The sequence below is a fragment of the Zoogloea sp. genome, from assembly GCF_044344315.1.
GTDB lineage: Bacteria > Pseudomonadota > Gammaproteobacteria > Burkholderiales > Rhodocyclaceae > Zoogloea.
The window spans coordinates 1-11,977 of sequence record NZ_JBIJDC010000130.1; the positions used below are offsets into that span (position 1 = coordinate 1).

Consider the following 11,977-nt stretch of genomic DNA (forward strand, 5'->3'; position numbering starts at 1 on the left):
TTTTTGGCTTGTTTGATCATCGTTTTCCTCGTCGCAAGGCAAAGGGGTAGAACCGGAAGATTCATCCAGGCTGCCAAAGTGCACTATGAACTCAGGCAGCATATCCAATTCATTGGCGGAGCTTATTTTGCCATAGGAGGGCGATGCTCAATAGTTCAGTGTTGGATATTTGCAACAGTTCGCCACCTCTTAACCGCCGCTGACCGTTGATCCAGACATCGGAAACGTTGTGTCTTCCAAGGACGTACACCAGGTGCGAGGCGGCATCGAAGAGGGGCAGGCTGTCTGGTGAATCAATGCGCAGGGCACAGATGTCTGCCGCCTTGCCGGGCAGAAGGGACCCGATGTGCTCATCCATGCCAAGGGCGCGGGCGCCGTGCAGGGTTGCCATGCGCAAGGCTTCATGGGCCGGGAGGGATGATGCGTCACCGGTGCCGAGCTTGGCAAGGAGGCTGGCCTGGAGCATTTCACGCCACAGATCGAGACGGTTGTTGCTGGCCGCACCGTCGCTGCCCAGGCCGACGGGGAGGCCGCGCCCGAGGAGCTGGTTGGCGGGGGCTGCGCCGCTGGCCAGTTTCATGTTCGAGGTCGGGCAGTGGGCGATGGCGCAGCGGTGCAGGGCGAGGCGATCGATATCTTCCTCGGAGAGGTGGACGGCATGCACGCCGATCAGATTGGGGCCAAGCAGCCCCAGGCTCTCCAGGCGTGCGATCGGACGCTGGCCGAAGTCGCGCTGGCTGTCGCTGATCTCGCTGGCGGTTTCGTGGATGTGGATGTGGATGGGCAACTCCAGCTCGTCGGCGAGGGTGCCGATGCGCTCGAAGCTGGCGTTGGAGACCGTGTAGGGGGCGTGGGGGGCGAGGGTGAAGCTGATCAGGGGGTGGTCGCGCCAGGTTTCGAAGGTGGCGAGCCCTTTGTGGAGATAGTCGTCGGCATCGGATGCGTACTGGGATGGAAACTCGATGACCGTGATACCGAGCGCGGCCCGCATGCCAAGGCGGTCGAAAGCTTCTGCGCTGGCCTGCGGGAAGAAGTACATGTCGTTGCAGGTGGTGACGCCCCCGCGCAGCATTTCTGCGCCGGCCAGCAGGCTGCCGTCGCGGACGAATGCATGGGAGGCGTGGCGGGCCTCGGCGGGCCAGATGGCTTCCTGCAGCCAGCGCATCAGCGGCAGATCGTCGGCCAGGCCGCGCATCAGCGTCATGGCCGCGTGGCAGTGGAGGTTGATCAACCCGGGGGTGACGATGTGTTCCGGAAGGCTGACGGTTTCGGCGGCGTTGAAGCGGGTTCTGGCCTGGTCCGTCGGGAGGATGGCCGCTATGCGCCCGTCACGGATGGCGATGCTGTGATGTTCGAGGGTGGTGTCGTACGGCTCGACCGGGATGAGGTATCGGGCTTCGATCAGCAGATCGACCGGGACAGGCGTCATGGGACGGGTTCCGTATATGAAAAACCCCGCTGTGAGGCGGGGTTTTCAGGGTGGTTTGATGAGCCGGAGATTACTTGGCGGGGCCCTTGACGTCCAGGGTGACGCGGCGGTTGGGGGCCAGGCATTCGATGAGCTTCTTGCGGCCGAGCTTGTCGTCGCAGCTCTGCACCGGCTGGGTCTTGCCGGCGCCCATGGTGTCGATCAGGTCTGCCTTGATGCCCTTGCTTACCAGGTAGGTCTGGACGGCTTCAGCCCGCTTCTCGGAGAGCTTCTGGTTGTAGGACTGGGTGCCCAGGCGGTCAGTGTGGCCGGTGATGATCACGGACTTCACTTCAGCACAGGCGGCAAGCTTGGTGCTGATCATGTCGTCGAGGTTCTTCTTGGCGATGGGGCCCAGCACGGCCTTGTTGAAGGCGAAGGTGTGGTCGGTGTGGAGGGTCATGCTGAAGTCGCACTTCTTGGGTGCGGGGGCTGCAGCGACCACCGGCGCCGGAGCGGGGGCAGGGGCGGCTGCGGCGGCAGCCGGCGCGCACTTGTCAGCACCGACAACGTCCTTGTCGCACTCGCACGCCACCGGAGCTGCGCCGGCCTTGGCTTCGCCAGCGGCGCCCGGCGTCCAGTAGCCAGTGCGCCAGCACAGGTCGGCGCCGCTCTTTACGACGACGTTGCGCTGGTCGATGGCGTAAGGGACTTCACCCTTCGGGTCGACGACGATGTCCTTGGATTGGGCCATGGCCGAGAAGCCGGCAAGCATCAGAAGGGTGGCTGTCGTCAGACGGAAGTTTGCTGCGGTCATCGGGTTTCCTCCTCAATATAAAGTGAGGCGCTTGAGGCGCCTGTCTTGTGGTGTTCGGGTGCTCGCGGATTAGAGCATATGAGATGAGGGGATCACAATCGGGGCTGTGGCGCCGGGTGCGGGGTTCGGGTGCAACAGCTGGCGGGAGTGGGGCACTGGTGGCGTGATAAACTCCTTGTTTTTCGTCTTTTCGACGAATAGTCGATTCCTCGCGGTGCCATGATCCCGTTCGCCAAAGAAACTCTCCCCATCAGCCTCGAAGACGAGATGCGTCATGCCTACCTGGATTACGCCATGAGCGTGATTGTCGGGCGGGCCCTCCCGGACGTGCGAGACGGCCTCAAGCCGGTGCACCGCCGTGTGCTGTTTGCCATGCACGAGCTTGGCAACGACTGGAACAAGGCTTACAAGAAGTCGGCGCGTATCGTTGGGGATGTGATCGGTAAGTATCACCCCCACGGCGACCAGTCGGTGTATGACACCATCGTTCGGATGGCCCAGAACTTCTCCCTGCGCTACATGCTGGTTGATGGTCAGGGCAACTTCGGATCGGTGGACGGCGACAGTGCGGCGGCAATGCGTTACACCGAAATCCGCATGGCCAAGATCGGCCACGAAATGCTGGCCGACATCGAGAAGGAAACGATCGATTTCGGGCCCAACTACGATGGCTCCGAAAAGGAGCCGCTGGTTCTGCCTGCGCGGGTGCCCAACCTGCTGATCAACGGTTCCGGTGGTATCGCGGTGGGCATGGCAACCAACATTCCGCCCCACAACCTGACCGAGATCGTCGATGGCTGCCTCAAGTTGCTGCAGGAGCCCGAGACCACGATCGAGGATCTGATCAAGATCATTCCCGCCCCCGACTTCCCGACTGCCGGCCTGATCTACGGCCTCGCCGGCGTCCATGAGGGCTATCGCACCGGGCGCGGCCGGGTGGTGATGCGCGCACGCACGCACTTCGAGGACATCGGCAAGGGGGACCGTCAGGCGATCATCGTCGATGAGCTGCCCTACCAGGTTAACAAGAAGACCCTGCTTGAGAAAATTGCCGAGCTGGTCAACGAGAAGAAGATCGAAGGCATCAGCGAGATCCGCGACGAATCCGACAAATCGGGCATGCGCGTGGTGGTCGAACTGAAGCGCAACGAGATGCCGGATGTGGTGCTGAACAACCTGTTCAAGCAGACCCAGTTGCAGGATACCTTCGGCATGAACATGGTGGCGCTGGTGGATGGCAAGCCGCGCCTGCTCAATCTGTACCAGATGCTGGACTGCTTCCTCGCCCACCGGCGCGAGGTCGTCACCCGCCGCACCATCTTTGAGCTGCGCAAGGCCCGCGAGCGCGGCCATATCCTCGAAGGCCTGGCGGTGGCCCTGTCCAACGTGGACGAGATCATCGCCCTGATCAAGGCTGCACCGACGCCGCCGGAAGCCAAGAAGGCCCTGATGGCGCGTCAGTGGCGCTCGGCCCTGGTGGAGGAGATGCTGTCCCGGGCAGCGTCCGACAGCTATCGTCCGGAAGGTCTGGCCGCCGAGTTCGGTCTGTCGGCCCAGGGTTATCGCCTGTCCGATGCCCAGGCTCAGGCCATCCTCGAACTGCGTCTGCAGCGCCTTACCGGCCTCGAGCAGGACAAGATCGTCGCCGAGTACCGGGACGTGATGGCCACCATCGCCGACCTGCTCGACATCCTGGCGCGCCCCGAGCGCATCACCGCGATCATCGTGGACGAGCTCAACCTCATCAAGCAGCAGTTCGGCGACCCGCGTCGCTCCGAGCTGGTGATGAATACCGCCGACATCAATATTGAAGACCTGATTGCGCCCCAGGACATGGTCGTGACCCTGTCCCATACCGGCTACTTCAAGCGTCAGCCGCTCACCGACTACCGGGCCCAGAAGCGCGGCGGCCGGGGCAAGCAGGCTGCGGCAGTGAAGGACGACGATTTTGTCGATCAGCTCTTCGTGGCGAACACCCACGACCATATCCTGTGCTTCTCGAACCGTGGCCGCCTGTACTGGCTCAAGGTTTACGAGGTGCCGGAAGGGACCCGCAACTCCCGTGGCAAGCCCATCGTCAATCTCTTCCCCCTGCTGGAGGGTGAGAAAATCACGGCAGTGCTGCCGGTCAAGGAGTTCGACGAAGGTCATTTCATCTTCATGGCCACGGCCCAGGGCACGGTCAAGAAGACGCCGCTCACCGATTTCGCCAACCCGCGCAAAGCCGGCATCATCGCCGTTGGGCTGGACGAAGGCGATTACCTGGTGGGCGTGGCCATCACCGATGGCCAGCACGATGTGATGATGTTCTCCGATGCCGGCAAGGCTGTGCGCTTCAGCGAGAACGACGTCCGGCCGATGGGTCGCCAGGCTCGCGGTGTTCGCGGCATGATGCTGGAGGACGGTCAAACCGTGATCGCCATGCTGGTGGCCGGTGACGAGGAGCAGAGCGTGCTCACCGCCACCGAGAACGGTTTTGGCAAGCGCACGCCGATCGGCGAATACACCCGCCACGGCCGTGGCACCAAGGGCATGATTGCCATCCAGACCTCCGACCGGAATGGTCGCGTAGTGGCGGCGACGCTGGTCACCGAGAAGGATCAGATCATGCTCATCACCACCGGTGGTGTGCTGGTGCGCACCCGTGTGGCGGAGATCCGCGAGATGGGCCGCGCCACTCAGGGGGTGACGCTGATCGCGGTGGATGAGGGCAGTGTCCTGTCCGGTGTGCAGAAGATTCTCGAAGGGGAAGAGGAAGACCAGGATGTCCTGGGCGATGCGGGTGATGAAACCACCCCGCCCGAGGCCTGAGCTGACTGACGGAGCAAGGATTCAGACGATGCGGATTTTCAATTTCTCGGCGGGGCCGGCGGTGTTGCCGACGGCCGTTCTGGAGCAGGTGCGCGACGAGCTGCTCGACTGGCACGGGACCGGCATGGGCATCATGGAGATGAGCCACCGGGGCAAGGATTTCACCGGTGTCATCAACGAGGCTGAAGCCGATCTGCGCGAGTTGATGGGCATTCCGTCCAACTACCGGGTGCTGTTTCTGCAGGGCGGGGCGACCCAGCAGTTCGCCCAGATCCCCATGAACCTGCTCGACGGGCGTTCCGCCGACTACATCGTCACCGGCTCCTGGTCGAAGAAGGCCTACAAGGAAGCACAGCATGTTGGGCCCGTCCGGCTGGCCGGCTCCACCGAGGGCGACGGCTTCAGCCGTCTGCCTGCGGCCAGCGAGCTCAGGCTTGATCCCGGCGCAGCGTATCTGCACGTGTGCACCAACGAGACCATCCACGGCGTCGAGATGTTCGATCTGCCCACGGTGCCGGCGGGTGTTCCCCTGGTGGCCGACATGAGCTCCCACATCCTGTCGCGCCCTATGGATGTGTCCCGCTATGGCTTGATCTATGCTGGCGCGCAGAAGAACATCGGCCCGGCGGGCCTGGTGTTGGTCATCGTGCGTGAGGATCTGCTGGGCAAGGCCTCGGCGAGCACGCCCAGCGTGATGAACTACGCCACCATGGCTGACAACGGCTCCATGCTCAACACGCCGCCCACTTTCGGCATCTACCTTGCCGGGCTGATCTTCAAGAACCTCAAGTCCCAGGGGGGTTTGGCGGCGGTGGAGCAGGCCAATATCGCCAAGGCGAAGCGCGTTTATGACGCCATCGAGGGGAGTGGCGGCTTCTATCGCAACCCGGTGGCTGCGGATTGTCGTTCGCGCATGAATGTTCCGTTCACGCTGTCCAATCCCGCCCTGGATGCCGAGTTCCTGGCCGAGGCCGCCGAGCGCAAGCTGGCTGGCCTCAAGGGGCACAAGTCGGTTGGCGGCATGCGGGCGTCGATCTACAACGCCATGTCCCTCGACGGCGTGGATGCCCTGGTGGCGCTGATGCAGGATTTCGCCGCACGCAAGGCGTGAGCAGGCAGGGTTTTGGGGTCTCAGGAGAAGGCATGAACGAAGGGATGCTGCAGGAGCTCGGCGTGGTGCGCGAGCAGATTGATGCCATCGATGCACAGATGCTGGCGCTGCTCAATCAGCGCGCCAAGTGCGCGCAGCACGTGGGCGAGATCAAGGCGAAGTACGGCGATGCGGGCTACATCTACCGACCCGAGCGTGAAGCACAGGTACTGCGCCGCATTCAGGACCTCAACGCCGGTCCTCTGCCCAACGAGAGTGTCACCTTCTTCTTCCGGGAGGTGATGTCGGCCTGTTTATCTCTGGAAACGCCGCTGGGCATTGCTTTCCTGGGGCCCCTGGGCACCTTCTCCGAGAGCGCCGCGGTCAAGCATTTCGGGCATGCGGCCCGTCTTGCTCCGCAAAGCACCATCGACGACGTTTTTCGGGAAGTGGAAGCCGGGCATGCCCACTATGGTGTGGCACCGGTCGAGAACTCCACGGAAGGCGCGGTGGGGCGCACCCTTGATCTTCTGCTCGGGTCGTCGCTCAAGATTTGTGGCGAAGTCGTGCTGCGCATCCATCAGCACCTGATGACCCGCGAAACGGAGCTGGGCCGAATCACCAAGGTGTATTCCCACGCCCAGTCCCTGGCCCAGTGTCATGAATGGTTGAACCGTTCGCTTCCAGGCGTTCCGCGCATTTCCGTTGGCAGCAATGCGGAAGCGGCGCGTCTTGCTTCCCTGGAGCCGGGCGCTGCGGCCATTGCCGGAGAGGCCGCATCGGCGCGCTACGATCTGCCCCGCCTGGTGGAGAGCATCGAGGACGAGCCCAACAATACCACCCGCTTCCTGGTACTGGGGCGGCATGATGCAGGCCGGACGGGAGCGGACAAGACCTCCCTGATCATGTCGGCGAGCAATCGTCCTGGCGCCGTCCACGAACTGCTGGCGCCGCTGGCCGAGGCGGGTGTGTCCATGAACCGCCTCGAGTCGCGGCCCGCCCGTGCGGCGCTGTGGGAGTACGTTTTCTACGTGGATATCGAGGGCCACCGGGATGATCCGGCCGTGAAGGCCGCGCTGGATGCACTGGCCAGCCGGGCCGCCTATCTCAAGATCCTGGGTTCCTACCCCCAGGCTGTGTACTGATTCCCCTGGAGTTGTTCATGAGTTTGTGTGATCTGGCGCCCGCCTACATCCGGGCGATCTCTCCCTATCAGCCCGGCAAGCCGATCTCCGAACTGGCCCGGGAGATGGGGCTGGCGGAGGCGTCCATCGTCAAGCTGGCCTCCAACGAGAACCCGCTGGGCATCGGCGAGAAGACCCGGGCAGCCATTGAGGCGGCGCTGGCAGACATCGCCCGCTACCCCGACGGGAATGGCTTTGAGCTGAAGGATGCCCTGCACCGGCGTTACGGTGTGGCCATGGACCAGATTGTTCTGGGCAACGGTTCCAACGACATCCTCGAACTGGCAGCGCGGGCTTTCCTCGGTCCGGACCGGGAAGCCATCTATGCCCGCCACGCCTTCGCCGTCTATCCCCTGGCCACCCAGGCGACGGGCGCCCGTGGTGTCGAGGTGCCAGCGCAGAACTTCGGCCATGACCTGGATGCCATGCTGGCGGCGATCACTCCCGCCACGCGGGTGATCTTCATTGCCAATCCCAACAACCCGACAGGCACCTTCCTTCCCGGCGACAGGATCGAGGCCTTCCTGGGCAAGGTGCCTGCCGAGGTTCTGGTGGTGCTCGACGAGGCTTACACCGAATACCTCGGGCCGGAGCAGCGCTACGACGCGATCGCCTGGCTGTCCCGTTTTCCCAACCTGCTCATCAGCCGCACCTTCTCCAAGGCCTATGGCCTGGCCGGTCTGCGGGTGGGCTATGGCCTGGGCAGCGCGGCGGTCATCGATTTGCTGAATCGCGTCCGCCAGCCCTTCAATGTCACCAGCGTCGGCCTTGCGGCTGCAGCGGCCGCGCTTTTTGACGACGATTTCCTGGCGCGCAGCTATGCCTTGAACCGGGCCGGGATGGCCCAGCTGACTGCCGGTTTTACCACCCTCGGCCTCGAGTGGATTCCCTCCGCCGGCAACTTTGTCACCTTCAAGGTTGGCAACGGAGCCAAGGTTAATCAGGGCTTGCTGCGTCAGGGTGTCATCGTGCGCCCTATTGGCGGATATGGCATGCCTGAGTGGTTGCGTGTGTCCATCGGCCTGGAGAGCGAGAATGCCCGCTTCCTCGAGGCCCTGCCCGTTGCCCTTGGCTGAGTGAGGCCCGCCGTGCGCAAGATCGAAAAGCTTGTGGTGTGCGGCGTCGGCCTGATTGGTGGATCGGTGGCGCTGGCCTTGCGCCAGGCCAGGCTGGTTGAACGTGTGGTGGGCATCGGTCGCCGCCCCGAGCCGCTCGCCCAGGCTCGGCAGCTTGGTGTAATCGACGAGATTTCCACCGATTGGGCCGAAGCACTCGACGGGGCGGACATGGTCTTGCTGGCCATGCCTGTCGGCCAGATGGAGGCGGTGGCGCAGGCCATGGCACCCCATCTGGGTCCGAACACCATCGTGACCGACGCGGGTAGCACGAAACGGGATGTGATCGAAGCAATCTACCGTCATCTGGGCGCCCATCTGGCCCAGGTCGTGCCCGCGCATCCCATAGCCGGAGCCGAGAAGAGCGGGCCTTCTGCAGCCAGAGCCGATTTGTACCGTGGGCGCAAGGTGGTGGTGACCCCGCTACCCGAGAATGCGCCCGAGGCGGTGCTGCGGGTGCGCGAGCTGTGGGCTGCCTGCGGGGCGGTGCTGCACGAGATGAGCCCGCAGGAGCATGACCGGGTGTTTGCGGCGGTCAGCCATCTGCCCCACTTGCTGGCCTTTGGCTTGGTCCATGATCTGGCTGGCCGCGCCAATGCGGAACAGCTCTTCAGTTACGCCGCGAGCGGTTTCCGGGACTTCACCCGGGTGGCAGGGAGCCATCCGGAGATGTGGCGCGACATCTGCGTGGCCAATCGCCATTCCCTGCTGGCCGAGCTCGATGCCTATCTGTCCGAGCTGGCCTATCTGCGCGCGCTGCTTCTGGCCGGAGACGGGCCGGCGCTCGAGGCTGTTTTTGCCGATGCCAGCCGGGCCCGCAACGAATGGGCCGACAAGGCCTTCCCAGCGACGCCTTCGGGCGAGTGATACAAGGATTTTCCATGGAATTCATCGATCTGCCGCCGATGCGCAGGGCTGCCGGCACCGTACGTCTTCCCGGCTCCAAGAGCATCTCCAATCGCGTGCTGCTGCTCGCCGCCCTGGCCGAGGGGGAAACCCTGGTCGAGGATCTGCTGGACTCCGACGATACCCGGGTGATGCGCAATGCCATCGTCGCCTTGGGCGTGAATGTGACGGAGGAGGGCGCTGCGCTGCGCGTGGCGGGTTGCAACGGGCGCTTCCCCCAGTTGCGGGCCGATCTGTTTGTGGGTAATTCCGGGCTCAGTATCCGTACTCTGGTGCCAGCCATCGTCACGTCCCTCTCCGGTTGTGGTGATGCCCAGGCCGAGGTGCGTCTGTCCGGTGTGCCGCGAATGCACGAGCGCCCCATTGGCGACCTGGTGGACGGTCTCAAGCAACTCGGCGCCCGGGTTGCCTGGCTGGGGCAGGAAGGCTATCCGCCCCTGGCGCTGCAGCCGGCTGAGCTCGCAGCCGAACGGGTCAGTGTGAGGGGTAATGTGTCCAGCCAGTTCCTCACCGGCCTGCTGCAGGCCGCACCTCTGGTGGCGCGGGACAAGCCCCTCACCATCGAGGTCGAGGGGGAGCTGATCAGCCGTCCTTACGTGGAAATCACCCTCAACCTCATGGAGCGTTTTGGCGTGGTGGTGCAGCGTGACGGCTGGAGCCGCTTCGTGGTTCCGGCAGGCCAGCGCTATGTCTCGCCCGGCCGGATTTCCGTGGAAGGGGATGCGTCCACTGCCAGTTACTTCCTGGCCGCTGGCGCACTCGGTGGCGGCCCGGTGCGCGTCGTCGGTGCTGGCCGGCGCAGTATCCAGGGAGATGTGAAGTTCGCTGACGCACTGGCCACCATGGGGGTGGAAATCACCTGGGGTGACGACTGGATCGAGGCGCGAGCACCGGCGTCCGGTCGCCTCAAGGCTTTCGATCTGGATCTCAATCACATTCCCGATGCGGCCATGACCCTGTCGGTGGCGGCGCTGTTTGCCGATGGGCCGAGCACCCTGCGCAACATCGGCAGCTGGCGGGTCAAGGAGACCGATCGCATCGCCGCGATGGCGGCCGAACTGCGCAAGCTCGGGGCGACGGTCGAGGAGTTCCCCGAGAGCATCCGTGTGACCCCCCCGGCACGCCTGCAGCCGGCCGTCATCGATACCTATGACGACCATCGGGTTGCCATGTGCTTCTCGCTGGCCACCCTGGGCGGGCCGTATGTGCGCATCAACGATCCCAAGTGTGTGAACAAGACCTTTCCGGAGTACTTCCAGACCTTCGCCGGCATCGCCACGCCTGTGCCCGTGGTGGCCATCGACGGGCCGTCGGCATCGGGCAAGGGAACGGTTGCCGCTCAGGTGGCTCAGGTGCTGGGCTTCGATCACCTCGACAGTGGCGCCCTCTACCGGATCGTGGCGCTTGCTGCCCTGCGTCAAGGCTTGGCTCTCGACGCGGAGGCCGGGCTGGCTGCACTGGCAGCCGAGTTGCCCGCGCGTTTCGAGCATGAGCGGGTCTTTCTCGCCGGTGAGGACGTCACCGACGAGATCCGCAGTGAGGCCTGTTCGGTGGGGGCCTCCCGAGTGGCGGCGCTTCCTGCTGTCCGCGATGCCCTGTTCGCAAGGCAGCGGGCTTATCGTCGGGGCGCTGGCTTGGTGGCGGAGGGGCGAGACATGGGCTCCGTGGTGTTTCCTGATGCAGAACTCAAGATATTCCTTACCGCCTCCGTAGAGGCGCGCAGCGAACGTCGTTATAAGCAGTTGATCGGTAAAGGAATGGCTGCTAGTATGGACGATCTACTCAAAGACCTGCATGAACGGGATGCGCGGGATTCCCAGCGCTCCGTGGCGCCTTTGAAGAGATGCGACGATGCTGTGTTGCTTGATACCTCCGAAATGACCGTTCAGAAGGCGGTCGATTTCGTGGTTGAGCGGGCCGCAGCGCTTCGCAACTGAGGTCTTTCGTGCCCGCCCGGGCGCGAAGGTTGTTTAACCAGGAGCCGTCTCACGACGGTTGTAAGGTTCTTTTTCACATATGTCCACTGCCACCCCTATTTCCCTCGAGGAAAGCTTTGCCGCCCTGTTTGAGGAGTCCCTCAATCGTCAGGAAATGCGCGCCGGTGAAGTCATTACCGCCGAAGTCGTGCGGATCGACCAGAATTTCGTGGTCGTCAACGCCGGCCTCAAGTCCGAGAGCTACATTCCCATCGAGGAATTCCGCACCGATCGCGGCGAACTGACCACCGAAATCGGTGATTACGTTCAGGTCGCCATCGAGCAGCTCGAAGACGGCTACGGCGAGACCCGCCTGTCCCGCGACAAGGCCAAGCGCATCGCTGCCTGGAACGACCTCGACAAGGCGCTTAACGACGCGATCCTCGTCAAGGGCATGATTGCCGGCAAGGTGAAGGGCGGTCTGACCGTCATGGTCAATGGCATCCGTGCGTTCCTGCCGGGTTCCCTGGTGGACATGCGTCCCGTCAAGGACACCACCCCGTTCGAAGGCAAGGAATTCGAATTCCGCGTCATCAAGCTCGACCGCAAGCGCAACAACGTGGTCGTGTCCCGTCGTGCAGTGCTCGAAGCGTCCATGGGTGAAGAGCGTCAGAAGCTCCTCGAAACCCTCAAGGAAGGCACTGTCGTCAAGGGTATCGTCAAGAACATC

9 protein-coding genes are annotated in these 11,977 nt (G+C 63.6%); 7 read left to right on the forward strand and 2 right to left on the reverse strand.

Going from position 1 to position 11,977, the window contains the following annotated elements; all coding sequences use genetic code 11:
* Positions 1–109: 109 nt before the first annotated feature.
* Complete coding sequence (locus ACIQ09_RS19680; RefSeq protein WP_398313709.1) at positions 110–1,429, reverse strand: TRZ/ATZ family hydrolase; 1,320 nt, start codon at positions 1,427–1,429, stop codon at positions 110–112.
* A 70-nt stretch (positions 1,430–1,499) separates the two neighbouring features.
* Positions 1,500–2,225 carry an OmpA family protein gene (locus ACIQ09_RS19685; RefSeq protein WP_398313711.1) on the reverse strand — a complete coding sequence of 242 codons (726 nt, stop codon included), beginning with the start codon at positions 2,223–2,225 and terminating at the stop codon, positions 1,500–1,502.
* A 219-nt stretch (positions 2,226–2,444) separates the two neighbouring features.
* On the opposite strand from ACIQ09_RS19685, the gene gyrA reads away from it, so the two are divergent.
* The 7 genes from gyrA to ACIQ09_RS19720 all read left to right on the forward strand — a co-directional run.
* Positions 2,445–5,036 carry a DNA gyrase subunit A gene (gene gyrA, locus ACIQ09_RS19690; protein WP_398313713.1) on the forward strand — a complete coding sequence of 864 codons (2,592 nt, stop codon included), beginning with the start codon at positions 2,445–2,447 and terminating at the stop codon, positions 5,034–5,036.
* Positions 5,037–5,064: 28 nt separating this feature from the next.
* Positions 5,065–6,147: a 3-phosphoserine/phosphohydroxythreonine transaminase gene (gene serC / locus ACIQ09_RS19695; protein WP_398313715.1), complete on the forward strand. Its 1,083-nt coding sequence runs from the start codon at positions 5,065–5,067 to the stop codon at positions 6,145–6,147.
* Positions 6,148–6,179: 32 nt separating this feature from the next.
* Positions 6,180–7,271, forward strand: a complete 1,092-nt coding sequence (pheA, locus tag ACIQ09_RS19700) for a prephenate dehydratase (RefSeq protein WP_398313717.1) — start codon at positions 6,180–6,182, stop codon at positions 7,269–7,271.
* A 17-nt stretch (positions 7,272–7,288) separates the two neighbouring features.
* Positions 7,289–8,386 carry a histidinol-phosphate transaminase gene (hisC, locus tag ACIQ09_RS19705; RefSeq protein ID WP_398313719.1) on the forward strand — a complete coding sequence of 366 codons (1,098 nt, stop codon included), beginning with the start codon at positions 7,289–7,291 and terminating at the stop codon, positions 8,384–8,386.
* Positions 8,387–8,398: 12 nt separating this feature from the next.
* Positions 8,399–9,292, forward strand: a complete 894-nt coding sequence (locus tag ACIQ09_RS19710; RefSeq protein WP_398313721.1) for a prephenate dehydrogenase — start codon at positions 8,399–8,401, stop codon at positions 9,290–9,292.
* A gap of 14 nt (positions 9,293–9,306) precedes the next feature.
* Positions 9,307–11,268 (forward strand): bifunctional 3-phosphoshikimate 1-carboxyvinyltransferase/cytidylate kinase, encoded by a 1,962-nt coding sequence (locus ACIQ09_RS19715; RefSeq protein ID WP_398313723.1) that lies wholly within the window; start codon positions 9,307–9,309, stop codon positions 11,266–11,268.
* A gap of 79 nt (positions 11,269–11,347) precedes the next feature.
* The coding region (locus ACIQ09_RS19720) for a S1 RNA-binding domain-containing protein (RefSeq protein WP_398313725.1) at positions 11,348–11,977 on the forward strand (630 nt) is incomplete at its 3' end.

Coding starts and splice junctions, on each gene's coding strand:
- hisC (WP_398313719.1), top strand. CDS start 7,289: ATGAGTTTGTGTGATCTGGCGCCCGCCTACATCCGGGCGATCTCTCCC.
- serC (WP_398313715.1), top strand. CDS start 5,065: ATGCGGATTTTCAATTTCTCGGCGGGGCCGGCGGTGTTGCCGACGGCC.
- pheA (WP_398313717.1), top strand. CDS start 6,180: ATGAACGAAGGGATGCTGCAGGAGCTCGGCGTGGTGCGCGAGCAGATT.
- ACIQ09_RS19715 (WP_398313723.1), top strand. CDS start 9,307: ATGGAATTCATCGATCTGCCGCCGATGCGCAGGGCTGCCGGCACCGTA.
- gyrA (WP_398313713.1), top strand. CDS start 2,445: ATGATCCCGTTCGCCAAAGAAACTCTCCCCATCAGCCTCGAAGACGAG.
- ACIQ09_RS19685 (WP_398313711.1), bottom strand. CDS start 2,225: ATGACCGCAGCAAACTTCCGTCTGACGACAGCCACCCTTCTGATGCTT.
- ACIQ09_RS19680 (WP_398313709.1), bottom strand. CDS start 1,429: ATGACGCCTGTCCCGGTCGATCTGCTGATCGAAGCCCGATACCTCATC.